Here is a 25,452-nt window from a genome sequence, read left to right as displayed (position 1 = left end):
ATAAGGGCTTCCCGTTACGGTTCAGCCGTGGTTCTTGTGCATCTCGTTCGCTCAATGGCTCGTCGACGTGAAACCTCTCCTGGGGATCTCCCTCAAAGTCCTGTCCGCCCTCGTCTTCACGATGATGTCGGCCACTCTCAAGACTCTGACAGACCGATATCCGACCGGTGAGGTGGTGTTTTTCCGCTCTGCCTTCGCGATCCTGCCGCTCCTGGCCTGGCTGGCCTGGCGCGGGGATCTGATCGGCAGCCTGCGGACCCAGAACGTGCTGGGCCATTTCAAGCGCGGTTTCCTCGGCACGGTCAGCATGGCCCTGAGCTTCGCCGCCCTGTCCTATCTTCCCCTCCACGAAGCCATCGCCATCGGCTATGCCTCGCCGCTGGTTCTCGTGATCCTGGCAGCCCTTCTCCTCAAGGAGAGGGTGCGCGCCTATCGCTGGACGGCCGTGGCCGTGGGTTTCGTCGGCGTGATGATCATGCTCTCGCCCTATCTGACGCCGCAAACATTCGCAGGCGGCATGACGGCCGGTCCGGCCCTCGGCGCCGGATGCGCCCTCGTGGCCGCGGTGCTCTCCGCGGGCGCCATGATCCAGGTGCGGCGGCTGACCGGGACGGAGAAGACCGGCGCCATCGTGTTCTATTTCTTCATCCTGGCCGCCGGCCTCTCCTTCTGCACCATCGTCCTCGGGTGGAACATGCCCGACGCATCCGACCTGGGATTTTTCATCCTGGCGGGCATTCTGGGCGGCATCGGGCAGATTCTCCTCACCGAGAGCTACCGCTACGCGGATGCCTCCGTGATCGCGCCGTTCGAATACACGTCGATGATCTGGGCGCTTCTGCTCGGCTGGCTCATGTTCGCGGATCTGCCCACCCAGACCATCCTGGTCGGCGCGTCCATCGTGTCCGCCACGGGGCTCTTCATCGTCTGGCGCGAGCGCCAGCTCGGTCTCGAGCGGACCCAGGAGCTCAAGGTGGCGCCGCAGCGGCCCGGAGCCTGAACGGCGAAAATCCTCTCAGCCAACTCCTATGGTCTTGACCCACCCTGTCTCTTACCTCACAACCGTTTAAAGGAACGGGCGTTCGGTTTTTCAGGACAGAGGCAGGGTATGGGCGTCGAAGGCAAAGAGCGGCAGCGGGACCTGGAAACGGGCGCACAGGTCTTGTCCGGGAACATGGGCAAGACGATCCAGCGCCTGCGCAAGGCCTATAACCTGTCCCTGTCGGAACTCGCCGAACAATCCGGCGTGGCCAAATCCATCATCAGCCAGATCGAGCGGAACGAGACCAATCCGACGCTCGCCACCATCTGGCGCCTGAGCCAGGCCCTCGACGTCTCCATCGAGCGGGTTCTCGCCTCGGCCGACGAGGAGCCGTTCATCGAGAAATCCTCCAAGGCCGACACCCCCATCCTCGTCTCCGACGACGGCAAGATGAGGCTCGCCATCATCGGCTGGATCAAGACCATCGAGTGGCTCCAGTGGTACGACGTGCAGTCCGAGCCCGGCGGCGTGCTCGATTCCGACAGCCACCAGCGCGGCTCCGTGGAATGCCTGTCCGTGCTCGAAGGCGAGTTCGAGGTCGAGGTCGGGGGCGTGACCCAGCAGGCCAAGGCGGGCGAATCCCTGCGCTACCGCTGCGACCGCCCCCATTCCGTGCGCTGCGTGGGCACCACGCCGGGCCGCGCCACCATGGTCTGCATCCTCAAGGCCGCCGTGATGGATTGAGGCTCTCGCCTCACCTCACGCGCCTCACCTCACGATTTCGGCGCGGCGTAGCCCTGCTTGGGCGGCAGCGAGAGCAGATATTCCGCGATCGCCCGGCGGTCGGTCTCCGGCAGCTGGGCGGTATTGTGCACGACGGATCCCATCGGCCCGCCGACCGTGTCGAAATTCGGCGTCTCGCCCGTCGTGAGCAGCGTGACGAGTTCGTCCTCGGTCCAGCCGCCGATCCCGCTCGGGCTCGGCGTGATGTTGGGGACGGAGCCCCTGCCCCCCTCCGGATTGGGCCCGCCCGCGAAGCGCCTCTCCTCGATGATGGCCCCTGCGAAATTGCGCTCGCTGTGGCACTCTGCGCAATGGCCCGGCCCATTCACCAGATAGGCTCCCCGGTTCCAGCTTTCGGATTTCGAGGGATCGGGCGTGAACGGCTTCCCATCGAGGAAAGCGAGCTTCCAGAGACCGACTCCGCGGCGGATGCTGTAGGGAAAGGGCAGATCGTGGGGTGGCGCCGTCCCGTCCACGGCGGGAAGGGTCTGCAGGAAGGCGAAAAGGTCGGCGAGGTCCTCCAGGCGCATGCGCTGGTAGGACGTGTAGGGAAAAGCAGGGTAATAGTGGCGGCCTTCCGGCGAGGTGCCCTCGTGCATGGCGCGGATGAAATCCGCCGTGCTCCAGGATCCGATCCCATCCTGCTTGTGCGGTGAGATATTCGGGACGTGAAAGGTCCCGAACGGGGATTTTAGGGCAAAACCGCCGCCGAGCCGGAGCTTGTCGTCCTGGTTGGGGGTCGCGTGGCAGGAGGTGCAGCCTCCCGCGAAGAACATGACGCGGCCATTGTCCGGATCGGGCTTGTGATCGGTCGGAGCGGGCGCCGCCTGTGCGCGCAGCATGCGGTAGGCCGATGGCGACGTCAGCGCCAGAAAACCCAATGCGCCGCAAAGCACGAGAACGCCCAAACCCAGAATCGCTTTACGCATCGCTCTTCCCGTCATGAAGCGGGCAGCCTCTCTTCAAGGCCGCCCGTGCGATCATCCAGGCCGTGTCAGCTCTTCTTGCGGAAATCGTTGTGGCAGGCGCCGCAATTCTGGAGAACCTTCGGCATTTCGGACTTGAAGGAGGCCTCGTCCTTGATCGTGGCGAGAGCCATCTGCGCGTCCTGGTGGAGCTTGGAGCGGATGGAATCGAACTTGGCCTTGTTCTCCCAGACGGACGGGAGGGCCTCGGTCTTGCCGACGTTCTTCGAATTCTCTGGGAAGAGCGGGGCGACCTTTTCGGCGCTGGTCGCAATGATCTTGAGGCTGTCCTGCACCTTGGCGAGGTCGAACGGCTCCTGACCGCGCAGCATGCCGCCGATCGGCCGCGTCTGCGCGCCCATCTGCTTCATCAGATCCTGACGTTCCTTGACCACGTCGCTCTGGGCGATGGCCGCAGTCACACCCAGCGCCAGAAGGCTGGCGACGAAAACGGTACGCTTCATAGAGGTTCTTCCCTTTGATTCTTCGAGAGCCGCCCATCTCGAAAGCGGCCCTGCGAAACCGAGTAGTGCATTAAATCCTGCGGCAGAGTAGTCTCGTCCCATACAAATCTCTGTGAGGGACGTTCACTCGACCGGCTCTCCCGCGGCCGCCCAATCCTTGAAGCCGCCCTTGTAATGTTCGCGAATGTCGAGCCCGGCGGCCTGCGCGTATTCGAGCGCACGGGCCGACCGGACCCCGGCCGCACAGGAAAAGACGATCCGCTTATCCTTCGGAAGAGACGCGGGATCGAAGGACGAGAGCGGGTGCAGGATCGCTCCGGGGATATGGCCCGCCGCGTATTCGTGGGGTTCGCGAACATCGACGAGCAGGATCGAGCCGTCCTGAAGCCCTTTCCTGATGTCGTCACGATCGAGATCGACGATCCCCGGCATAGATGCGCTCATCAAACACTCCCTCCTCCAAGGCCTTCTTCATATCGGTTTTGGAGGAAGGATGACAATCGCCCGCGTGCGACGGGGGTTCGAAAGCGGTTGCCCCGATGCCCTTTTCGACCGGCGCATCGTGCAGATGCTAAACCTCCCATCTGCACGATGGAACGGCTCATGCGAGAGGCGGAATCCGCAGAACCCAGCCGGGCTGGATCATGTCCGGATCCTTGACCGGCGGAGAATTCGCCTTGACGATTTCCGTATACTTTGCGCCTTTGCCCTTGCCGTAATGCTTTTCTGCAATCTCCCAGAGCGTGTCGCCCTTCTGGACCGTGTACATGGTCGCGGGCGCGGAGGGCTGCTGGATCTGAAGATCGCTCGTGTCCACCTCGGCAACGCCATAGGTGTTGCCGAGGGAGAGGATGATCTTCTCCGCCTCTTCCTGGCTCATCGCATGACCGGAGAGCTTCACCTTGTCGCCATCGACCTGGATCCCGAGCTTGCTCGCGTCGAAGCCGTGTCCCTGGACTTCCTTCTCCAATGTCTCGGGCGTTGCCGCAGCGGCGCTGCCGCCGAAGAGCTTGGCGCCGGCATCCTTGATGAACTTGAAAAGACCCATGTCCTCCTCCTCTCGAACCGGCTCCCTGTGTCCGGCCAAGGTGAGACGAAGACGCGCGATCGCGGGGAAGAGTTCCGTTTCAGGCCAGGTTCGAGAACACATCCGCCAGGGACGGCAACCGCTCCTTGAGGCGCAGGAGGGCGATCAGCTCGATCTGGACGATGGCCGTCTCGAACTCCTGCTCCGGGTCGTGTTCCAGCCGTTCCTCGAAGGCCGCCAGGATCTCCTCCTTCGTCCGCCCCTTCACGGCCATGATGAACGGGAAGCCGAATTTCTCCTTATAGGCGTCGTTCAACGCGATGAAGCGCTCGCGCTCCTCCTGCGTCAGGCTGTCGAGTCCGGCTGAAGATTGCTCGTGGCGCGAATCGGCCGTCAGATCGGCGAGCTTCAGACGCCCCGCCAGATCGGGATGCGCCCGGATGAGAACTCCCTTCTGGTCGCGCGATGCTTCCGACAGGACATGCACCAGGGATGCGTGGAGGCCCTCCGCCGTGTCCTGCGCCGCCGTGAAGCCCGACTCGTAGGCGCGTTCCGCGATCCAGGGCGAATGCTCGAACACGTCGCCGAACAGTTCGACGAAGACGGCCCTGCTCATCGTGCTCGGCCGGAGATCCGCCGGACGGTGGTAGCGGGTCCACAGCCGGGCGATGTCGATGCGCCGGGCGACCCACACATCCTCATGCGAGGCCACGTAATCGAGGAAACGGGCAAGCGCCGCGGCCCGCCCCGGACGGCCTGCGAGACGGCAATGCAGCCCGACCGAGAGCATTTTCGGCGCGCTCTCGCCCTCCGCATAGAGCGTGTCGAACGAATCCTTCAGATAGGTGAAGAACTGGTCGCCCGCGTTGAAGCCCTGGGGCGTGGCAAAGCGCATGTCGTTGGCGTCGAGCGTGTAGGGCACGACGAGCTGGAGGCGATCGTCGTGCTGTTCCCAGTAGGGCAGCTCGTCGGCATAGGAATCGGCGCTGTAGAGGAACCCGCCCTCTTCCGCGACCAGGCGGTTGGTGTGCTCCGAGGTGCGCCCCGTGTACCAGCCCCGAGGGCGCTCTCCGGTCACCTGGGTGTGGATGCGGATCGCCTCCTTCATATGCGCCCGCTCCTCCTCGGCCGAGAAGTCGCGGTAGTCGATCCATTTCAGGCCGTGGCTGGCGATTTCCCAATCCGCCTCCTTCATGGCCGCCACCGCGTCCGGATTGCGCATGAGGGCGGTCGCGACGCCGTAGACCGTGACGGGCATCTTGCGCGCGGTGAACATCCGCCACAGGCGCCAGAAGCCGGCGCGGGAGCCGTATTCGTAGATCGACTCCATGCTCATGTGGCGCTGGCCGAGCCAGGGCTGCGCCCCCACGATCTCGGACAGGAAGGCCTCCGAGGCGCGGTCGCCGTGCAGGATGTTGTTCTCGCCGCCCTCCTCGTAATTGATCACGAACTGCACGCAGATCCGCGCATTGTCCGGCCAGCGCGGGTGGGGCGGGTTGCGTCCGTAACCGACGAGGTCGCGGGGATAGGTGGTGTCGGGCATGGGGGTCAGCTTCCGCGATAGGTGGAATAGCTCCAGGGGGAGACGAGGAGCGGCACGTGGTAATGACCGTCGGCCTCCGCAATGGTGAAGCGGATGGGAACGATGTCCAGGAACGGCGGCTCGGCGGCGGGGGTCCCGCGCGTCCTGAAGTAATCGCCGACCGAGAAGACGAGTTCGTAGGTGCCGGGACGAAACGCCTCGCCGCTCATCAGCGGAGCGTCCGTGCGGCCATCCGGGTTGGTGACGGTGCGCAGCAGGGAGCGGCGGCTCTCGCCCTCGACGGCGAAGAGCGCGATGGCGACCCCCTGGGCGGGCGTGCCGGAGGCAGTATCCAGAACATGCGTGGACAGACGGCCCATGGAACCTCCGAAGGCGTGAGGAAAGGAGGGAATCTTTTTGGGGTCCCGCCTCCGAGGTCAAGCATTCGATGCTCAACTCATCCGAAAGTCCAGGTTTTACAGGGAGGTGTTCCTGTTGAAAAAGCGCCCGGGAAGGCCTTCCGCAACGAGGGGCATCGCCCTAGGCTAACGTTTCCGTCATGATCGAAGTGGCTGCATGATCGACCCGCAAATCTCCGAATGGATCAGCCAGATCCTGCGTTGGACCCATGTGATCACGGCGATCGCCTGGATCGGGTCCTCCTTCTATTTCATTCATCTCGATCTGAGCCTGAAGAAGCGGGAGGGGCTGCCGGAAAGCGTCGGCGGCGAGGCCTGGCAGGTCCATGGCGGCGGCTTCTACAACATGCGCAAATACCTCGTCGCGCCCCCGGAGCTGCCGAAGGAGCTCACCTGGTTCAAATGGGAGAGCTATTCCACCTGGATCAGCGGCTTCTTCCTCATCGTCTGGGTCTACTATCTCCACGCCGACCTCTACACGATCGATCCGTCCGTGCGGGCCCTCGCCCCGTGGCAGGCCGCCGCCCTCGGCATCGGCGGCATCGCGGTGAGCTGGTTCGTCTATGAGGGCCTCTGCCGCTCGCCGCTCGGCAAGAACGGGCTCGTGCTCGGCGTCGTTCTTTTCGCCTATATTCTTCTCGCCGCCTTCGCGTTCACGCAGGTCTTCAACGGGCGCGCCGCCTTCCTTCATACGGGCGCGATGATCGCCACCTGGATGTCGGCGAGCGTGTTCTTCGTCATCATTCCGAACCAGAAGAAGGTGGTGGCGACCCTGCTGGCGGGCGGTTCGCCCGATCCGAAGCTCGGCAAGGAAGCCAAGCTGCGCTCGACGCACAACAATTACCTGACCCTGCCCGTCATCTTCCTGATGCTCTCGAACCACTACCCGCTGGCGTGGTCGTCCCGCTACGCGGTCGGCATCATCGGCCTCGTCCTGATCGCCGGCGCGATCATCAGGCACTTCTTCAATTCCCAGCACGCCGGCAAGGGCTCGCCCTGGTGGACCTGGGGGGTCGCCGCCGCCGCCTTGGCGCTCGCGATCTGGCTGTCGATCGTCGGAAAGCCCGGCAACGACGGCCGGGCGAGCGCCGCGACCGCCGTGGAGCCCGCGGCCGCCTTCGAGGAGGCGACCCTCGCGATCCAGTCCCGCTGCTCCATGTGCCATGCGGCCGAGCCGGTCTGGGACGGCATCGCCATCGCGCCCAAGGGCGTGCGGCTCGACACGCCCGAGGAGATCGCCCGCCATGCGGAGATCATACGGATCCAGGCCGTGCTGACCCACGCCATGCCGCCCAACAACATCACCGAGATGACCCCGGACGAGCGCAAGGCCGTCGCCGTCTGGCTGGCGAGCCGCGAGACCGCCGCGCGCTGAAACCGCGAATTCCGGACGAAAATACCCCCCACCGACAAACACCCCAATGGAGGACCTCATGTCCGAACTCAGCCTGAAGACTGCCCAGACCATCGCCGAAGCGACCCTGAAGACCGCCCGCGACAAGGCGTTCAAGCCGCTCTCGGTCGTCGTTTATGATGCGCGCGGCGCCCTGAAAGCACTCCTGTCCGAGGACGGCACGAGCCTCAAGCGCGCCGAGATCGCCATGGGCAAGGCCTATGGGGCGCTGTCCCTCGGCGTCGGCTCGCGGGCCCTCCACAAGATGGCGACCGACCGCCCCTATTTCGTCGCCGCCGCCACCCACGCGGTGGGCGGGCAGCTCGTGCCGGTGCCGGGCGGCGTGCTGATCAAGGATTCCCAGGGCCATATCCTCGGAGCCGTCGGCGTATCCGGCGACACCTCCGACAATGACGAGATCGCCGCCGCGGGCGGGATCGGGGCCGTGGGCCTCGTGTTCGACGCCGGAGCGTAACGCCCCCGGCGATCCGGCCCCCTCGACACCCCCGGGTTCCGGACCGAAACCCGGGTGGGACTGGACACGAACTGTTGATTGATCAACTAATGGGACAAGGTTGCTGCCGCAAAGGTTCCGACCGAAACATTCAAAAATCTTAAAGATATAACCAGAAGGGAACGCGTCCGATGTCATCATGGATCAAACGCACGGCACTTGCCGCCGTCGCTACGGCAGCCCTCATGGGCGCCATGAACGCTGCCTCCGCCGAGGTGGTCTACAACCGCGGCAATACGGGCGAGCCGGAAACTCTCGACACCCACAAGACCTCGACGGTCCAGGAAGCCCACATCCTGCGCGACATGCTCGAAGGCCTCGTGACCTACAACGCCAAGGGCGAGGCCGTTCCGGGCCAAGCGGCGAAATGGGAGGTGTCCGACGACGGCCTGACCTACCGTTTCACGCTCCGTGACGGCATCAAGTGGTCGAACGGCGATCCGGTGACGGCCGAGGACTTCGTCTATTCCTATCGCCGCATCATGGATCCGGCCACGGGCGCCAAATACGCGAACATCCTCTACCCGATCAAGAACGCCGAGAAGATCAGCAAGGGCCAGGCCAAGCCCGAGGAGCTGGGCGTGAAGGCCGTCGATCCCAAGACGGTCGAGATCACCCTCGAGGCCGCGACCCCCTATTTCATCGAACTGCTCACCCACCAGACGAGCCTGCCCGTCCACAGGGCCTCGGTCGAGAAGTTCGGCAAGGATTTCGTGAAGCCCGGCAACATGGTGACGAACGGCGCCTACAAGCTCGCCGAGTTCGCCCCGAACTCCCACATCAAGCTCGTGAAGAACGAGAATTACTGGGACGCCAAGAACGTCCAGATCGATACGGTGAACTTCATCCCGCATCCGGATCTGGCCGCTGCCGTGCGCCGCTACGAGGCCGGAGAGCTCGACTCCATGGATGAGCTGCCGGCCGATCAGATCAAGTCGCTCAAGGAGCGCTTCAAGGATCAGGTCAAGCTCGGTCCCTATCTCGGCACCTGGTTCCTCGTCGTGAACTCCTCCAAGGCCCCCTTCAGCGACGTGCGCGTGCGCCAGGCCCTCTCGATGCTGGTCGACCGCGAGTTCATCGCCGAGCAGATCTGGGGCCAGACCATGCAGCCCGGCTACTCGTTCATGCCTCCGGGCGTGGGCAATTACGGCGAGCCGGCCTATATGGACTATAAGGACACGTCGCCGATCGATCGCGAGGACAAGGCCAAGGAGCTCCTCAAGGAGGCCGGCTTCGGTCCCGGCAAGCCGCTGAAGGTCGAGATCCGCTACAACACGACGGACAACAACCGCAACACGGTGATCGCCGTCGCCGAGCAGTGGAAGGCCGCCAACGTCGAGACGTCCTTCATCAACACCGACGGCAAGACCCACTTCGCCTATCTGCGCGACGGCGGTGATTTCGACGTCGCCCGCTACGGCTGGATCGCCGATTACTCGGATCCGAACAACTTCCTGTTCCTGCTCAAGAGCGACAACAAGGGCTTCAACTACGGCAAGTACAACAACCCGCAGTTCGACAAGCTGCTCGACGACGCGGCCAGGGAACTGGACCTGAAGAAGCGCGCGGACCTCATGAAGCAGGCCGAGACGATCCTCATGAAGGACATGCCCTGGATCCCGATCATGTATTACGGCAAGAGCAACCTGATCTCGCCGAAGATCAAGGGCTTCGTTCAGAACACGCGCGGCGTCTATCCGTCGCGCTTCCTCTCGAAGACGCAGTAAAATAGTGTCCGGAACAGGGCGGTCCAATCCATAGACCGCCCTATTCTTTTATCTGTTACCGCGTTTCAGGGGAGGAGCCCGCCGTGCTCTCCTTCATCATCCGCCGGTTCCTTTCGGCGATCCCGACGCTGTTCATCATCGTCACGATCTCGTTCTTCCTGATCCGGCTCGCACCCGGCGGCCCGTTCGATCTCGAGCGTCCCCTCGAGGCGAAGGTGATGGAGAACCTCAACCGGATCTACCAGCTCGACAAGCCGCTGATCGAGCAATACTGGCTTTATCTCAGCGCCTTGATGCACGGCGATTTCGGCCCGTCCTTCATTCTGCGCGACTTCTCGGTCGCCGAGCTCTTCGCGCGCGGGCTGCCGGTCTCCATGACCCTCGGAGCCCTCGCGTTGACGCTCGCCATCCTGGTCGGCGGCACGTTCGGCACCATCGCGGCCCTGCGCCAGAACAGCACGATCGACTACCTCGTCACCGGCGCCGGCGCGCTCGGGCTCACCATCCCGAATTTCGTGGTCGCCCCGATCCTGCAGCTCGTCTTCGGCCTCGCGCTCGCCATGCTGCCCGTCGCCGGATGGGCCGACGGGAACCCGCGCCATCTCGTCATGCCGGTCGTCGTTCTGGCCCTGCCCCAGATCGCCGTCGTCGCACGCATGACCCGCGCCGCCATGATCGAGAACCTGCGCTCGAACCATATCCGCACCCTGCGCTCCCTGGGCCTGCCGACGCGCACCGTCGTCGCCCACGCCCTTCGGGGAGCAGCGCTTCCGGTCGTGTCCTATCTCGGCCCTGCGGCGGCCGCCCTGCTCACCGGTTCGGTGGTCGTCGAGACGATCTTCGGCCTTCCCGGGATCGGCCGCTACTTCGTCGAAGGCGCCCTCAACCGCGACTACACGCTCGTCATGGGCACCGTCGTGGTCGTGGCCGTCTTCGTCCTGCTCTTCAACCTCGTGGTCGATATCCTCTACGCGCTGATCGATCCGCGCATCCGTTACGATTGAGGGTCATCATGGCCGAAGGCGCCGCTCTTCCTCTCGAAACCATGACCGGACCGGTGGTCTCGGGCCGCTCCCTCTGGGCCGAGGCACGCGGGCGTCTCGTCCGCAACCGGGCCGCCCTGACCAGCATCATCGTGCTGGGCCTGATCGCATTGGCCTGCATCTTCGGCCCGTTCTTCACGGGCCACCCCTTCGACCGGGTCTACCCGGATTACGTGAAGGTCCCCGCGAGCATGGAGGCCTATCCCAAGGCCGACCAGATCGAACCCCAGATCGAGCGCATCGGCTCACGGGTCCGGGCCAAGGCGGAAAACATCGGCATCGACAACGGCATCGTGCATCTCACCCTGATGAGCACCAGCACCCGCCCCATCGACGAGCGGCTGCTCGCCTATTTCGAACGCTCCGATTTCTTCGGCGCCGCGAAGGTCGTCGAGCGCCAGGACGAAGGCCGCAGGCTCGTCGTGGACGTGCCCGTGAAGCAGCTCCATTTCTTTTTCGGCACCGACACGAACGGGCGCGATCTCCTGACCCGAACCATGAAGGCCGGCCAGATCTCGCTCGCTATCGGCCTGCTCGCCACCTTCGTGGCCATCCTCATCGGCGTGATCTACGGCGCGACCTCCGGCTATCTCGGCGGGCGCGCCGACCTCGTGATGATGCGCGTCGTCGACATTCTCTACTCGCTGCCCTTCATCTTCTTCGTGATCATGCTGGTCGTGTTCTTCGGCCGCAACTTCATCCTGATGTTCATCGCGGTCGGCGCGGTGGAATGGCTCGACATGGCCCGCATCGTGCGCGGCCAGACGCTCTCGATCAAGCGCCAGGAATACGTCCAGGCGGCGGAGGCGCTCGGGGTCGAGACGAAGGGCATCATCCGCCGCCACGTGATCCCGAACACGCTGGGGCCGGTCGTGGTCTACATGACGCTCCTCGTGCCGAAGGTGATCCTGCTGGAGAGCTTTCTCTCGTTCCTCGGCCTCGGCGTGCAGGAACCCAATACCAGCCTCGGCGTGCTGATCTCCGAAGGCGCCAAGAACATCCAGGGCGCCACCTGGATGCTGATCTATCCCTCCATCACGCTTGTCGCGATCCTGTTCTGCCTCAACTTCATCGGCGATGGCCTGCGCGATGCGCTCGACCCGAAGGATCGGTGACATGGCCGAACCCGTTCTTTCCGTCCGCGACCTTCACGTCCGCTTCCGCACGGGGGACGGCATCCTCCATGCCGTCAAGGGGATCGATCTCGATATTCCGCCCGGCGCGACCGTCGCCATCGTGGGCGAGTCGGGCTCGGGCAAGAGCCAGACCATGATGTCCGTCATGGGCCTCCTCGCGTCGAACGGCTGGGCCGAAGGCTCGGTGAAATATCGCGGCCAGGAGCTCATCGGCCTTCCCCCCGAGAAGCTCAACGCCTATCGCGGCTCGAAGCTCACCATGATCTTCCAGGAGCCCATGACCTCGCTCGATCCGCTCTACCGGATCGGCGATCAGCTCGCCCTGCCCCTGACGACTCATGGGAAGATGAGCAAGGCGGCCGCGCGCAGGCGCGCCATCGAGCTTCTGGAACTCGTGCGCATTCCCGATCCCGCCCGCCGCATCGATGCCTATCCGCACGAGATGTCCGGCGGCCAGCGGCAGCGCGTGATGATCGCCATGGCGCTCGCCAACAACCCGGACGTGCTGATCGCGGACGAGCCGACCACGGCCCTCGACGTGACCGTTCAGGCGCAGATCCTCGAATTGCTGCGCGACCTGCAGAAGCGCCTGGGGATGTCCATCGTGTTCATCACCCACGACCTCGGCATCGTGCGCCGCTTCGCGGACCGCACCTATGTGATGAAACGCGGCGAGGTGGTGGAAAGCGGGATCACGGCGGAGATCTTCGCCGCGCCCCAGCATCCCTATACGCGGATGCTGATCGACGCCGAGCCGCGCGGCCGCAAGGAACCGGCGCCGGCCGGCGCGCCCGTGATCCTGGACGCCAGGAACATCAAGGTGACGTTCGCCCTCGAGAAGAACCTCTTCGGCAAGGCGACGCACATCCTGCGCGCCGTCGACGACGTCAGCCTCACCGTACGGGCCGGCGAAACGGTGGGCGTCGTGGGCGAATCGGGCTCGGGCAAATCCACCCTCGGACGCGCGATCCTGAAGCTCCTCCCCGCCTCCGGGACGGTGCGGTTCGAGGACCGCAACCTCATGCCGCTCGACCGCTCGGGCATGCGCCCGCTGCGCCGCCATCTCCAGCTCGTGTTCCAGGACCCCTTCGGCTCCCTGTCCCCGCGCATGACGGCGGGCGAGATCGTCACCGAGGGCCTGCTCGTTCACGAACCGAGCATCTCCCGCAAGGAGCGCGACCGCCGGGCGGCGCAGGCCTTCGACGAGGTGCAGCTCGACCCGGCCTGGCGCAACCGCTTCCCGCATGAATTCTCGGGCGGCCAGCGCCAAAGGATCGCCATCGCCCGCGCGATGATCCTGCATCCGAAGCTCGTGGTGCTCGACGAGCCCACCTCGGCCCTCGACCGCTCCGTGCAGAAGGAGATCGTGGAACTGTTGCGCGGCCTCCAGAAGGCGCATGGCCTGGCTTACGTGTTCATCAGCCACGACCTCGCGGTCGTCAGGGCGCTGTCGGACGAGATCATGGTCATGAAGACCGGCAAGGTGGTGGAGCGCGGCAGCGCCGAGGCGATCTTCGAACGCCCGCACGAGGCCTATACCCGGGACCTGATCGCCGCCGCCTTCCTGGCCGAGCGCGAGACCTCCGGGGCCGGGGGCCGCCCCCTGGCCTCCTGACGCTGGAACCGAAATCCAGGGGGCGGACTTGACTCCGCGCCATGGCAAAGCTCGCATCCTATCGCGCCAAGCGCGACTTCACCAAAACCTCCGAACCGGAGGGCACGGCCGCACGGCGCAAGGGCTTCTCCTTCGTGGTTCAGAAGCATGACGCCTCGCGCCTGCACTACGATTTCCGCCTGGAGCTCGACGGCGTGCTCAAGAGCTGGGCCGTCGCCAAGGGGCCGAGCCTCGTCAAGGGCGAGAAGCGCCTTGCGGTCCAGGTGGAGGACCATCCCCTCGCCTATGCGGATTTCGAGGGCACGATTCCCGAACGGCAATATGGAGGCGGGACGGTTCTGGTCTGGGATCGGGGCACCTGGGAGCCGGAGGGCGATCCGAACGAGGGCTACGACAAGGGCCGTCTCACGTTCCGCCTCGACGGCGAGAAGCTGCACGGCACGTGGCATCTGGTCCGCATGGCGAAGCGCCCGCGCGAACGCCAGGAATCCTGGCTGCTGATCAAGGCCGACGACGCCTATGCCCGCACGGATCGGGATCCGGACATTCTCGAAGAACAGCCCCTGTCCGTGAAATCCGGCCGCTCCCTCGACGAGATTGCGCCCGGCCGGACGGCCGGAGGCGCCAAGGCCAAGAAAGCGGCGTCGAAAGCGGCGTCGAAAGCGGCGTCGAAGACATCGGCGGCCTCCCCGGCGGATAAGCCCGCGTCCCGTGCGAAGCGTCCTTCCCCTGACAAGACGTCCAAGCCCGAGACGTCCAAGCCCGAGACGTCCAAGTCCGACAGCGTCGAGGTCGCGGGCATTCCTCTTACCCATCCCGAACGGGTCCTGTGGGACGATCAGGGGCTGACCAAACAGGAGCTGGCCGAGTTCTACGCGGGCATCGCCGAATGGCTCCTGCCGCATCTCGTCAACCGCCCCCTGACCCTGATCCGTTGCCCTGGCGGCGCGCAGAAGAAATGCTTCGTCCAGCGCCATTCCTGGGCGGGCATGAATCCCGCCGTTCGCAGCACGGGGGCGCCCGTTCCCTCCGGCACGCTGGAGGTGCTGACCGTCGGCGACATCCAAGGGGTCGTCGCGCTCGTCCAAGCCGGCGTTTTGGAGATGCATGTCTGGAACGCGACGCTCGAGGACCTGGAGCGTCCCGACCGGCTGATCTTCGATCTCGACCCCGGCGAGGGGGTCGCGTGGCGCCAGGTGATCGAGGGAGCGCTCGCCATCCGCCAGCGGTTGCAGGCGCTCGGCCTCGAAAGCTTCGTCAAGACGACCGGCGGCAAGGGCCTCCACTTGGTCGCGCCTTTGACCCCGAAGGCGTCCTGGAAGGAGGTGCTGGCCTTCACCCGCGAACTGGCGGAAGCCGTCGCGAGGGACGAGCCGGAGCGCTACACAACTACATCGCTCAAGACCGAGCGCGAGGGCAGGATCTTCATCGATTACCTGCGCAACAACCGTGAGGCATCCGCCGTGGCCCCCTACTCCACCCGCTCGCGCCCCGGCGCGCCCGTGGCGACCCCGGTCGCCTGGGAAGAGCTGACGCCGGACCTCAAGCCGAACGGCTTTACGGTCGAGACCCTGAACCGGCGCCTCACGTCATTGCGGGAGGATCCCTGGGCCCGGATCGCGACGATCGATCAGGTTCTGCCCGAGGCAAGGCGTTCGAAGCGCGCCTCTCAGAAGAAAGGCGCCTGAATTCCTTCGACCTTGAGAGCCTCCTGAACGGCAGGGCGCGACAGCACCCGCTCGGCCAACGCGTTCAGATTGGGAAGCGCCCGCGGCGGCCGCGGCATGGCCCGCCCCCAGCGGATCAGCATGAACAAGAAGAGATCGGCCGCGGAGAAGCGATCTCCGAGGAGCCATTGCCTGTCGCCGAGCTGGTCGGAGATCACGTCGAACATCCGGCAGAGACGCTGCTCGGCGGCCTTCTGCGCGGCCGGAATGGCAGCCTCGTCGGTCACGTGTTCGTCCGGATAGAACCAGGCGCGATATTCGGCCTGCGGCGTGTTCGTCAGGTGAACCATCCATTTATAGAACTCCCCCCGCTCACGGCTTCCTACCTGCGGAGCGAGACCGGCCTCGGGGAACCGGTCGACGAGATGCAGGGCGATCGCCACCGTCTCGAACAGCACGAGGTCGCCGTCGGCCAGCACGGGAATGCGGCCGTTCGGATTGAGCTTCAGGTATTCCGGGCTCTTCTGGGCATTGTTGTCCCGGTCGACGAGACGCATCTCGAAGGGCGCGCCGATCTCCCGCAGCATCATGTGCGGCAGCAGGCTGGCATTGCCGGGATAGTAATGGAGGACCAACATCGCAGGGCGCCTTTCGTGAGCGTGGAGCTCTCTTGCTAGGATGGCAACAGCTGCTCGTAAAGATGGTCCCGGCCCCGTCCGGACCTTCCTTTCGCGGTCGCCCGCCCTATCGTCCTGAGGGATTTCTGGAGTGCCGGTATGACGGATCACGAGCGTGCCATCATCGAGAGACTGCGGGTCAAACCGGGAGAACACGTCAGGTTGAAAGATCGCGACCCACGCGATTCCAGCCTGTTTGGCGCAGAGCAGGAGACGAAGACCGCCACGGACGCCATCGCCCGGGACATCGACGTGCTGCAGGACCGGCTTTATGCGGAGGGCTCGCGCGCCCTCCTGGTCGTCCTTCAGGGCACCGATACCTCGGGCAAGGACGGCACGATCCGCACCGTATTCAACGCAACCGGCCCCTTGGGGGTCTCCGTGACCGCCTTCGGCGTCCCGACGACACAGGAGCTTGCGCACGACTATCTCTGGCGCGTCCATGCGGCCTGCCCGAGGCGCGGCACCATCGGAATCTTCAACCGCTCCCACTACGAGGACGTCCTGATCGCGAAGGTGAGGAAGCTCGCCCCGAAGGAAGCCGTCGAGCAGCGCTACGACCAGATCAACGCCTTCGAGAGAATGCTGACCGAAAACGGCACGACCATTCTCAAGTTCATGCTGCATATTTCGAATGGCGAGCAGAAGGAGCGTCTCCAGGAGCGTCTCGACGATCCGAAAAAACACTGGAAGTTCAACCCGGGCGACCTCGAGGACCGGGCCTTCTGGAACGAATACCAGGAAGCCTACGAGACCATGCTGCACCGCTGCTCCACGCAGCATGCGCCGTGGTATGTCATCCCGGCCGACCGGAAATGGGTCCGCAACGCGGCCATCGCCTCCATCGTCAAGGCGACCCTCGAAGAGATGAACCCGCAATATCCCAAAGTATCCTGGAACCCCGACGACTTCACCATCGCCTAGCGCATCGTGCGTAAAAGTGGACCCGGTTTTTCACACGACGCGCCGGCCGGGATGCCACCTTCGTCGAAGGCCCTTGCCGAGCGGGGCCTGGCGCGCGACAATAATCTCATGAAAAGCATTCTCGTCCCGATCGAAGATCATGGCCTCGTCGAGAGCCAACTCGAGTTGGCTCTCCTCCTCAGCCGAACCTTTGACAGCTATATCGAGGGTCTGGCGATCACCCCCGATTACCCCGTCGTGCTGCCGGTCGACATCGCCATCGGCGTTCCCTCGCCGCTGACCCCGGAAAACCGCATCGACATCGCGCGCACCTGCCGCGAGCGGTTCGAAGGCTTCATGGCCGCCAAGCAGATCGCGCGCGCGTCCGCGGGCCTGGCGGGCCTGAGTTTCGGATGGCGTCAGGACGGGTTGATGGAGGATGCGTTCCTGGGCGCCTATGGCCGGGTGTTCGACACGACCGTGGTCGGCAGGCCCGACGGCTCCGAAGGCCAGACGCGCCTTTCTACGGTCGAGGCCGCGCTGTTCGAGACCGGCCGTCCGGTCATGATCGCCCCGCCGGGCGTGCCCCGGACCTTCGGCGACGTTGCCGTCATCGCCTGGAACCGCAGCACCGAGACGGCGCGCGCCGTGCTCGGGGCCATGCCGCTTTTGAAAATGGCACGGCGCGTCGTCGTCCTCGAGCTGGAGGATTGGGGCGTGCCCGGCCCCTCCGGATCCGAGCTCGCCCGCTCCCTGCGGATGCACGATATCGCCGCCGAGGCCGTCGTCGTTCCCGACCCGGCGGACAAGCCGGGCGAGGCCATTCTGTCCGAATGCGCGGCTCTCGGCTGCGACCTCCTGGTCAAGGGCGCCTACACCCAGAGCCGCCTGAGGCAGATGTTCTTCGGGGGGGCGACCAGTCATATTCTGAGCAACACCACCATCCCGGTTCTCATGGCTCACTAGAGCCTTTTCCATGCACTTCGGTTCATGGAAAAGGCTCCTGTTGTTTGAGAAAGACGCCTTTTCTTCGCAAAACCGGCATCCACTTTTGCGGAAAAGGCTCTAGCGCATCAGTGGGAGCATCGGACGTGAAAAGATGAGCCTGCCCTTTTGGGCTCCATCCGATGCTCTCTTCCCTAAAGGGCGCTTCGTGCGACAATCCGGTCCAGGTTTTCGCACGATGTGCCAAGCAGTGAGGGCTCACCATGTTGCGTGACATGGCCGTCGAACTCGATGAGCGCTTCCGCCGCCTGATCAATCCTACGGCCCGGCTGGAAAAGCTCGCGGAGGGGTGCCGCTGGGCCGAGGGCCCGGCCTATTTCCCGGCGGGGCGCTACCTCGTCTGGAGCGATATTCCCAACGACCGGATGATGCGGTTCGACGAGACATCGAACACGGTCAGCGTCTTTCGTGCCCCGTCCGGATATTCGAACGGCAACACGGTCGACCGCCAGGGTCGCCTCGTGACCTGCGAGCACGGCAACCGGCGCGTCACCCGTACGGAGCATGACGGCTCCATCACGGTCATCGCCAGCCATTACGAAGGCAAACGCCTCAACAGTCCCAACGACGTGGTCGTGAAGGCGGACGGCTCGATCTGGTTCACGGATCCGGCCTATGGAATCGATTCAGACTACGAGGGCCACAAGGCGGAAAGCGAGATCGGCGCCTGTTATGTCTACAGGGTCGACCCGCTTGACGGCTCCATCGGCATCGTGGCCGACGATTTCGTGCGCCCGAACGGGCTCGCCTTTTCCCCCGACGAGAAGAAGCTCTATATCGTCGATACGGGCGCGACGCATGTGACGGACGGCCCCCGCCATATCCGGGTCTTCGATGTGAGCGAGCGCGGCCGGCTCACGGGCGGAAGCATTTTCGCCACCTGCACCGACGGATTGTTCGACGGCTTCCGGCTCGACGACCAGGGACGGATCTGGACCAGTGCGGGAGACGGGGTGCATTGCTACGAGAGCGACGGCACGCTCATCGGCAAGATCCTGGTTCCGGAGACGGTCGCCAACGTGGTTTTCGGGGGCGCGAAGCGCAACCGGCTCTTCATCTGCGCGACGACGTCGCTTTACGCCATCATGCTCCCCGTGAACGGGGCGAAGACGTTCTAGCGCATCGAACGCAGAAGTGGGAACCGGATCCACTTCGCCGAACAATGGTCTAGTCATCCACCCCGGAGCGTCCCTCCACCGTCATGAGGGTGGCCATCAGAACGGCGACGAGCTTTTCATGGCCCTCGCGTTCGGCAAAGACATCGGTCTGCGCGAGGGTCAGCGTGCGGCCCGCCTTGACGACCTTGCCCCGCGCCACGATGCGCTCTCCCAGAGCCGGCGCGAGAAGATTGATCTTGAACTCGGCCGTCAGGACGCCCGCTCCGGGCGGCATCAGGGTCAGCGCCGCATAACCGGCCGCAGAATCCGCGATGCTCGCAACCGCCCCCGCATGGGTGAAGCCATGCTGCTGCGACACCGCGGGCGACGTCGGCAGAACGAGCTCGACCGCCCCGGACGATACCCGGGCGATGGAGGCCCCCAGCGTCCGCATGAGGCCCTGTTTCGCGAAACTCGCGCGCACCCGTGCCTCGAAATCGGGGACCTGCGGTGCCGGGCCATTCATCGTCGCATCTCCTTGCTCGCGCCCATTAGGACAGCTTTCATCCCCCTTGTGCAATAGACGTGATTCCATCATGTGTGGGGGCCATGAGTCACGCTTCGCCCCCCTCCCCGAGAGTGCGTTCGGGTGCCATGATCGGCATCGGCCTGATGCTGCTCGGCACCTTCCTGTTCTCCATGAACGACGTCATGGGCAAGTGGCTCGTCGCCACCTATTCCGTCGGGCAGATCCTGCTCCTGCGCGGCCTCGCGGCGCTGGCCGTTCTGCTGCCGATCATGCGGCAGCAGAACGTCCCGATCAGGGTTCCGCCGCAGCCGGGCCTCCATGCCTTCCGGATCCTGCTCTCGACCCTCGAAGTCTCCTGCTTCTATTGGGCCGTCACCTATCTGCCGCTCGCCGACGTGATGACCTATTACCTCGCCGGTCCGATCTATGTCGCGGCCTTCGCGGCGTTCCTGCTGGGCGAGAGGATCGACAAGCCGCGCATCGCCGCCATTGCCGTGGGCTTCATCGGCGTGCTGATCGCGCTTCGCCCGTCACCGGCCACGGTCTCCTGGCCGGCCCTCATCGCACTGGCCGGCAGCATGTTCTACTCGCTCCTGATGATCACGACCCGGAAGCTGCGGGACACGGATGACGGAACGCTGGTTCTGGGCCAGATGCTCGGCAACGTCATCTTCGGCATCGCCGTGGCGCCGTTCGCATGGGTGGCGCCGGGCTGGCTCGACCTTGCCGGCCTGTTCCTGCTCGGCATCGTCTCCATGGCCGGTCATGCCTGCGTCAACCGCTCGCTGAAGATCGCACCGGCCTCCGTCGTCGCGCCCTATCAGTACACCCTCATCGTCTGGGCCATCGTGCTCGGCTATCTGGCCTTCGGGGACATCGTGGGATTCTGGACTCTGGTGGGCGCCGGCGTCATCTGCACGGCGGGCGTGGCGCTGCTGCTTCTCGAACGCGAAGCCGCCCGGCGCGGGCGCGAGGCCAAGGACATCAGGAACCCGGTCCTTCCGGAAGCCTAACCTAAAGACTGATCGCCACTCTGCGCACTTCCCTGCGAACGAACTTGACAGGTCCGGCAATGCGACCGTCAATGCCGTAATAAAAACACAGAGGGAAGCCGATGCGTCTCAAGCTCACCATTTCTGCCGTTGCGGCAGGGATTCTGTTTACGTCCGCCGCCTTCGCGCAAGACATCAAGATCGCTTTGATTGCCGGCAAGACCGGGCCGCTCGAAGCTTACGCCAAGCAGACGGAAGCCGGTTTCATGATGGGCCTCGAGTACCTCACCAAGGGCTCGATGGCGCTGAACGGCCGCAAGATCTCCGTGATCGTCAAGGACGACCAGCTCAAGGCGGATATCGCGAAGACCCTGCTGGAACAGGCCTATAACGACGACAATGTCGACATCGCCGTCGGCACCACCTCGTCCGCTGCGGCGCTCGCGATGCTGCCGGTCGCGGAAGAAAACGGCAAGATCCTGATCGTCGAACCCGCCGTGGCCGATGCGATCACCGGAGAGAAGTGGAACCGCTTCATCTTCCGCACGGCCCGCAACTCCACGCAGGACGCCTATGGCAACGCGGCCGCCGTCCCGGCGACCGGCGACGTTTCCGTCGCAACCCTCGCTCAGGACTATGCCTTTGGCCGCGACGGCGTCGCGGCCCTCAAGAGCGCGCTCTCGGAAATCCGTCCGAATGCGAAGGTCGTCTTCGAGGAATACGCTCCCCAGAACGCCACCGACTTCACGGCCTCGGCCCAGCGCATCTTCGACGCCCTCAAGGACAAGCCGGGCAAGAAGATCATCCACATCATCTGGGCCGGCCAGCATCCCCTGCCGAAGATCGCGGACCTGAAGCCTGAGCGCTTCGGCATCGAGATCGCACCGGGCGGCAACATTCTGCCCGCCATGCAGATCTACAAGAACTATCCCGGCATGGAAGGCGCGATCTATTATTACTGGGACTTCCCGAAGAACGCCATGAACGACTGGCTCGTGGCCGAGCATCAGAAGCGCTACAACGCGCCTCCGGACTTCTTCACCGCGGGCGGTTTCGCGGCCGCGTCCGCCGTCGTCACGGCGATTCAGAAAGCCGGAGGCACCGACACCGAGAAGCTGATCGCCGCCATGGAAGGCATGAGCTTCGACACCCCGAAGGGCGCCATGACCTTCCGCAAGGAGGACCATCAGGCCCAGCAGGAGATGTATCACTTCAAGGTCAAGGCCAACGGCAAGGATTCGAACGACCTGCTCGACCTCGTCGCCACGATCCCGGCCGACAAGATGCCGATTCCGGTCCGCAACAAGCGCTAATCAGACGTGACGTCCCCGGCAGCCGCAACGCCCGCGCTCGAAACGCGCGGGCTCACCGTCCGCTTCGGCGGCCATGTGGCCGTCGATGCCGTCTCGTGCCGGTTCGTTCCCGGAACGCTCACGGCCATCGTCGGCCCGAACGGAGCCGGCAAGACCACCTATTTCAACCTGATATCCGGCCAACTGCGCGCCACATCGGGACAGGTTCTGGTGGAGGGAGAGGACATCACGGCCCTCCCCCCGTCCGTCCGCGCCAAGCGCGGGTTGGGCCGCGCCTTTCAGCTCACCAATCTCTTTCCCGATCTGTCGGCGCTGGAGAACGTGCGGCTGGCGGTCCAAAGCCGCGCGGAGGCGGGATGGTCGCTGCTGACGGTGTGGAACACTCGCCGTGACCTCATGCGAAAGGCGGAGGAGATTCTCGACCGGGTCCGCCTGAGCGACAAGCGCCACATCGCCCCGAAGGCGCTCTCTCATGGCGATCAGCGCAAGCTCGAAGTGGCGCTTCTGATCGCGATGGAGCCCAAGGTCTTCATGTTCGACGAGCCGACGGCGGGAATGAGCGTCGACGAGGTGCCGACCGTGCTCGAGCTCATTCAGGACATCAAGCAGCGGGGCGAGGCGACGGTGCTTCTCGTGGAGCACAAGATGGACGTGGTCCGCTCGCTCGCGGACCGGATCGTCGTGCTGCACAACGGCGCCCTCGTGGCCGATGGAGATTCCGCAAAGGTCATCGCCTCCCCGGTGGTCCAAGAGGCTTATCTCGGGGTGGAGACGGCCCATGCCTGAGCCCCTGCTGCAGCTCTCCGGGGTCCATACGCATATCGGCCCCTATCACATCCTGCACGGCGTGGACTTCGCGGTCCCTGCAGGTCAGCTGACCATGCTGCTCGGCCGCAACGGTGCCGGCAAGACGACCACCCTGCGGACCATCATGGGCCTGTGGCAGGCCTCGTCCGGGACGATCCGCTTCGAAGGCAGGGACATCACGAGAAACAGCACGCCCGACATCGCGCGCGCGGGCATCGGCTATGTTCCTGAATCGATGGGCATCTTCACGGATCTCACCGTGCGGGAGAACATCGTTCTCGCCGCCCGCAGCGGCCCGGTGGATCCCGCGCGCCTCGACTGGATGCTCGGCCTCTTCCCGGCTCTGAAACGCTTCTGGAACCTGCCTGCGGGCAATCTGTCGGGCGGGCAGAAGCAGATGCTCGCCATCGCCCGGGCCATCGCGGAACCGCGCCGCCTTCTGCTCATCGACGAGCCGACCAAGGGACTTGCCCCCGTGATGGTGCGCAGCATGATCGAAGCCTTCAGGGCCCTGAAGGCCGCCGGCGAAACGATCCTGCTCGTGGAGCAGAATTTTCATGCGGCATCGGCGCTCGGCGACAGCGTGGTCGTCATGGATGACGGGCGCGTCGTGCATTCCGGCGCCATGAACGATCTGGTGACGGACAAGAACCTGCAGCAGCGCCTGCTCGGCCTTTCCATGGATGCTCACCAATGACCGATCTGGCTGCCGGCGCCTCCGCGTCCCATGATCCTCTCCCCCGCTCGCGGACGGATTGGCTGCCGCTCCTTCTGGTTCCGGCTCTCGCGCTCGCCGCTCTTCCCCTGGTCGGAAGCGGCTCCGCCTGGGTGACGCTCACGGTGGCCGGCCTTGCCATGGGCATGATGATCTTCCTCATGGCATCGGGGCTCACCCTGGTGTTCGGCCTCATGGACATCATCAATTTCGGCCATGGGGTCTTCATCTCGCTCGGCGCCTATGCCAGCCTCATCGTCCTCGGCCCTCTCGCAGGCTGGGCCCAGGCCGACTCTCTCTGGCTGAATCTCGCCCTTCTTCTGCTCTGCATCCTGGTTGCCATGGGCCTCACGGGCGTCGTCGGCATGGCCTTCGAACGGGTCATCGTCCGCCCGGTCTACGGCAACCATCTCAAGCAGATTCTCGTCACCATGGGCGGCCTGATCGTGGCCGAGCAGGCGATCCACGCCATCTGGGGCGCCTCGCCGATTCCCATTCCCCTGCCGCAAACCCTGCGCGGCGCCTTCGTGATCGGCGAGGTCGTGATGGAGCGCTACCGCATCGTGGCCGTCGGCATCGGCCTCGCGGTGTTCGTCGGCATGCAGCTTCTGCTGAACCGCACCCGCCTCGGCCTTCTCATCCGGGCCGGCGTCGAGAACCCGGAGATGGTCGAGGCGCTCGGCTACCGCATCCGCCGCCTGTTCGTCAGCGTCTTCGTGGCGGGCTCGGCCCTCGCGGGGCTCGGCGGCGTGATGTGGGCCTTCTACCGGCAGACGCTGACCGCCGGGATGGGAATGGACGTGATGGTGCTGGTATTCATCGTCATCATCATCGGCGGCCTCGGCTCCGTGGGCGGCTGCTTCGTCGGGTCCATCCTGGTGGCGCTGGTTGCAAATTACGTCGGCTTCCTCGAACCGAAGCTGGCCCTCATCTCCAATATCCTCGTCATGGCTCTGGTACTGATCTGGCGTCCGCAGGGCCTCTTTCCGGTTGCGCGCCGATGAACTCATCCCCTGTCCAACCCCTCCCTCTCGACGGAGCCCGCAAGCGAGACGGGTTTTTCAGCGCGATCCTGTCCTCGGATCCGCCGCGCTCGAAGGCGCTGACCTTCGTCCTCCTCGCGATCCTGTTTGGTCTTGCGGCGACGCCGTTCCTGTTCTCCGGGAGCCAGCCCCTGAGCACGGCCGCGAAGATCTGCGTCTTCATCGTCCTGGTGGCGAGCTACGATCTGCTGCTCGGCTATACCGGGATCGTCTCCTTCGCCCACACCATGTTCTTCGGCATCGGAGGCTACGGCATGGCCATCGCGCTGGAACGGCTCGGGCCGACCTGGACCTCGGTCTTGATCGGTCTTGCCGCGGCGCTGCTCGTCTCGGCTCTTCTGGCCGTCGCGATCGGTCTGCTGTCCTTGCGCGTGCGTGCGATCTTCTTTTCCATGATCACGCTGGCGGTCGCCTCCGCCATGGCTGTCCTCGCCTCGCAGCTATCCACCATCACGGGCGGGGAGGACGGCCTTTCGTTCCAGCTTCCCTATGAACTGCGTCCGGCCTTCCGGCTTCTGCCGGAGCCGGTGCTGGGCGTTCCGGTCAATGGGCGCCTCGTCGCCTATTACATGCTGTTCGTCGTTGCGCTTCTCATGTTCCTGCTGCTCCTGCGCATCGTGAACTCGCCGTTCGGTCGCGTGCTGCAGGCGATCCGCGAGAATGAGTTCCGCGCCGAGGCTCTGGGATACCGGGTGGTGGCATACCGCACGATGGCATCGGTCGTGTCCGCCCTTGCGGCGACGGTCGCGGGCGCCCTCATGGCCCTATGGCTGCGATACAACGGACCGGACACGACGCTTTCCTTTTCCATCATGATCGACATCCTGCTGATGGTCGTGATCGGCGGCATGGGAACGATGTATGGATCGGTGATCGGTGCGGTTCTCTTCGTTCTGGCCCAGAATTACCTGCAGGTCCTCATGGACGCCGGCAACAAGGCGCTTGCGGGCATACCGGTGCTGCCGAACCTGATCCATCCCGACCGGTGGCTGCTCTGGCTCGGCGCGCTGTTCGTGATCAGCGTCTATGCGTTTCCGGGTGGAATCGTGGGACGCCTGCGCCAGGCTGAGCAATAAAGTCGTAACCGGGAAACCTCGAGGGTTTGATGCGTTTT

Annotated in this window: 26 protein-coding genes; 18 read left to right on the top strand and 8 right to left on the bottom strand. The window is 64.6% G+C overall.

Annotated features, from left to right (window positions below; genetic code table 11):
* Positions 1 to 67 precede the first annotated feature (67 nt).
* Both RE429_RS07975 and RE429_RS07970 read left to right on the top strand, forming a co-directional pair.
* A complete protein-coding gene (locus tag RE429_RS07975) occupies positions 68 to 1,000 on the top strand; it encodes a DMT family transporter (protein ID WP_414473779.1) in 933 nt (310 codons plus the stop codon).
* A 108-nt stretch (positions 1,001 to 1,108) separates the two neighbouring features.
* Positions 1,109 to 1,726, top strand: a complete 618-nt coding sequence (locus tag RE429_RS07970) for a helix-turn-helix domain-containing protein (protein WP_414473778.1) — start codon at positions 1,109 to 1,111, stop codon at positions 1,724 to 1,726.
* 29 nt (positions 1,727 to 1,755) lie between these two features.
* Here RE429_RS07970 and RE429_RS07965 read toward each other — a convergent pair whose 3' ends face one another.
* From RE429_RS07965 to uraH, 6 genes are all read right to left on the bottom strand, one after another.
* Positions 1,756 to 2,694, bottom strand: coding sequence for a c-type cytochrome (locus tag RE429_RS07965; protein WP_414473777.1), 939 nt, complete (start codon positions 2,692 to 2,694; stop codon positions 1,756 to 1,758).
* 65 nt (positions 2,695 to 2,759) lie between these two features.
* Entirely contained in the window at positions 2,760 to 3,194 is a 435-nt protein-coding gene (locus RE429_RS07960; protein WP_414473776.1) for a c-type cytochrome, read from the bottom strand.
* Positions 3,195 to 3,317: 123 nt separating this feature from the next.
* Positions 3,318 to 3,638, bottom strand: coding sequence for a rhodanese-like domain-containing protein (locus RE429_RS07955; RefSeq protein ID WP_414473775.1), 321 nt, complete (start codon positions 3,636 to 3,638; stop codon positions 3,318 to 3,320).
* Positions 3,639 to 3,795: 157 nt separating this feature from the next.
* Positions 3,796 to 4,242 (bottom strand): peptidoglycan-binding protein LysM, encoded by a 447-nt coding sequence (gene lysM, locus RE429_RS07950; RefSeq protein WP_414473774.1) that lies wholly within the window; start codon positions 4,240 to 4,242, stop codon positions 3,796 to 3,798.
* Positions 4,243 to 4,321: 79 nt separating this feature from the next.
* Positions 4,322 to 5,764, bottom strand: coding sequence for an allantoinase PuuE (gene puuE / locus RE429_RS07945; RefSeq protein ID WP_414473773.1), 1,443 nt, complete (start codon positions 5,762 to 5,764; stop codon positions 4,322 to 4,324).
* A 5-nt stretch (positions 5,765 to 5,769) separates the two neighbouring features.
* Entirely contained in the window at positions 5,770 to 6,123 is a 354-nt protein-coding gene (uraH, locus tag RE429_RS07940) for a hydroxyisourate hydrolase (protein WP_414473772.1), read from the bottom strand.
* Positions 6,124 to 6,319: 196 nt separating this feature from the next.
* Between uraH and RE429_RS07935 the strand changes: the two genes are divergently transcribed.
* The 7 genes from RE429_RS07935 (at position 6,320) to ligD (ending at position 15,278) form a co-directional block, all read left to right on the top strand.
* Entirely contained in the window at positions 6,320 to 7,537 is a 1,218-nt protein-coding gene (locus tag RE429_RS07935) for a urate hydroxylase PuuD (protein ID WP_414473771.1), read from the top strand.
* Between the two features lie 58 nt (positions 7,538 to 7,595).
* Positions 7,596 to 8,030 carry a GlcG/HbpS family heme-binding protein gene (locus RE429_RS07930; protein ID WP_414473770.1) on the top strand — a complete coding sequence of 145 codons (435 nt, stop codon included), beginning with the start codon at positions 7,596 to 7,598 and terminating at the stop codon, positions 8,028 to 8,030.
* Positions 8,031 to 8,200: 170 nt separating this feature from the next.
* Positions 8,201 to 9,796 carry a peptide ABC transporter substrate-binding protein gene (locus tag RE429_RS07925; RefSeq protein WP_414473769.1) on the top strand — a complete coding sequence of 532 codons (1,596 nt, stop codon included), beginning with the start codon at positions 8,201 to 8,203 and terminating at the stop codon, positions 9,794 to 9,796.
* A gap of 83 nt (positions 9,797 to 9,879) precedes the next feature.
* On the top strand, positions 9,880 to 10,800 hold the full coding sequence (gene oppB / locus RE429_RS07920; protein WP_414473768.1) for an oligopeptide ABC transporter permease OppB: 921 nt from the start codon (positions 9,880 to 9,882) through the stop codon (positions 10,798 to 10,800).
* A gap of 8 nt (positions 10,801 to 10,808) precedes the next feature.
* The gene (locus RE429_RS07915) at positions 10,809 to 11,954 is read left to right on the top strand and encodes an ABC transporter permease subunit (protein ID WP_414473767.1); all 1,146 of its coding nucleotides are present in this window, start codon (positions 10,809 to 10,811) and stop codon (positions 11,952 to 11,954) included.
* A 1-nt stretch (position 11,955) separates the two neighbouring features.
* Positions 11,956 to 13,590, top strand: coding sequence for an ABC transporter ATP-binding protein (locus RE429_RS07910; RefSeq protein ID WP_414473766.1), 1,635 nt, complete (start codon positions 11,956 to 11,958; stop codon positions 13,588 to 13,590).
* A 41-nt stretch (positions 13,591 to 13,631) separates the two neighbouring features.
* Positions 13,632 to 15,278: a non-homologous end-joining DNA ligase gene (gene ligD, locus RE429_RS07905; protein ID WP_414473765.1), complete on the top strand. Its 1,647-nt coding sequence runs from the start codon at positions 13,632 to 13,634 to the stop codon at positions 15,276 to 15,278.
* On the opposite strand, the gene RE429_RS07900 is transcribed toward ligD, so the two are convergent.
* On the bottom strand, positions 15,260 to 15,895 hold the full coding sequence (locus RE429_RS07900; protein ID WP_414473764.1) for a glutathione S-transferase family protein: 636 nt from the start codon (positions 15,893 to 15,895) through the stop codon (positions 15,260 to 15,262). The genes ligD and RE429_RS07900 overlap by 19 nt on opposite strands.
* 138 nt (positions 15,896 to 16,033) lie before the next feature.
* Here RE429_RS07900 and RE429_RS07895 point away from each other — a divergent pair, with 138 nt between their 5' ends.
* From RE429_RS07895 to RE429_RS07885, 3 genes are all read left to right on the top strand, one after another.
* On the top strand, positions 16,034 to 16,858 hold the full coding sequence (locus tag RE429_RS07895) for a polyphosphate kinase 2 family protein (protein ID WP_414473763.1): 825 nt from the start codon (positions 16,034 to 16,036) through the stop codon (positions 16,856 to 16,858).
* Between the two features lie 51 nt (positions 16,859 to 16,909).
* The gene (locus RE429_RS07890) at positions 16,910 to 17,803 is read left to right on the top strand and encodes a universal stress protein (protein WP_414473762.1); all 894 of its coding nucleotides are present in this window, start codon (positions 16,910 to 16,912) and stop codon (positions 17,801 to 17,803) included.
* Positions 17,804 to 18,045: 242 nt separating this feature from the next.
* A complete protein-coding gene (locus RE429_RS07885; RefSeq protein ID WP_414473761.1) occupies positions 18,046 to 18,960 on the top strand; it encodes an SMP-30/gluconolactonase/LRE family protein in 915 nt (304 codons plus the stop codon).
* A 49-nt stretch (positions 18,961 to 19,009) separates the two neighbouring features.
* On the opposite strand, the gene RE429_RS07880 is transcribed toward RE429_RS07885, so the two are convergent.
* On the bottom strand, positions 19,010 to 19,465 hold the full coding sequence (locus RE429_RS07880; protein WP_414473760.1) for a PaaI family thioesterase: 456 nt from the start codon (positions 19,463 to 19,465) through the stop codon (positions 19,010 to 19,012).
* Positions 19,466 to 19,593: 128 nt separating this feature from the next.
* Between RE429_RS07880 and RE429_RS07875 the strand changes: the two genes are divergently transcribed.
* From RE429_RS07875 to RE429_RS07850, 6 genes are all read left to right on the top strand, one after another.
* Positions 19,594 to 20,481, top strand: coding sequence for a DMT family transporter (locus RE429_RS07875; protein WP_414473759.1), 888 nt, complete (start codon positions 19,594 to 19,596; stop codon positions 20,479 to 20,481).
* A 101-nt stretch (positions 20,482 to 20,582) separates the two neighbouring features.
* Positions 20,583 to 21,773, top strand: a complete 1,191-nt coding sequence (locus RE429_RS07870) for a substrate-binding domain-containing protein (RefSeq protein WP_414473758.1) — start codon at positions 20,583 to 20,585, stop codon at positions 21,771 to 21,773.
* A 6-nt stretch (positions 21,774 to 21,779) separates the two neighbouring features.
* A complete protein-coding gene (locus RE429_RS07865) occupies positions 21,780 to 22,559 on the top strand; it encodes an ABC transporter ATP-binding protein (protein WP_414473757.1) in 780 nt (259 codons plus the stop codon).
* On the top strand, positions 22,552 to 23,277 hold the full coding sequence (locus RE429_RS07860) for an ABC transporter ATP-binding protein (RefSeq protein ID WP_414473756.1): 726 nt from the start codon (positions 22,552 to 22,554) through the stop codon (positions 23,275 to 23,277). The genes RE429_RS07865 and RE429_RS07860 overlap by 8 nt, the downstream gene beginning before the upstream one ends.
* Positions 23,274 to 24,299, top strand: a complete 1,026-nt coding sequence (locus RE429_RS07855) for a branched-chain amino acid ABC transporter permease (protein WP_414473755.1) — start codon at positions 23,274 to 23,276, stop codon at positions 24,297 to 24,299. Before RE429_RS07860 ends, RE429_RS07855 begins: the two co-directional genes overlap by 4 nt.
* Positions 24,296 to 25,414: a branched-chain amino acid ABC transporter permease gene (locus RE429_RS07850; RefSeq protein ID WP_414473754.1), complete on the top strand. Its 1,119-nt coding sequence runs from the start codon at positions 24,296 to 24,298 to the stop codon at positions 25,412 to 25,414. Before RE429_RS07855 ends, RE429_RS07850 begins: the two co-directional genes overlap by 4 nt.
* The last annotated feature ends 38 nt before the right edge of the window (positions 25,415 to 25,452 follow it).

It is taken from the genome of Microvirga sp. M2 (genome assembly GCF_047497095.1).
Classification (GTDB): Bacteria; Pseudomonadota; Alphaproteobacteria; order Rhizobiales; family Beijerinckiaceae; genus Microvirga.
Note: the sequence above shows the minus strand (reverse complement) of the source record. Positions and strands in the feature narration are given on the sequence as shown.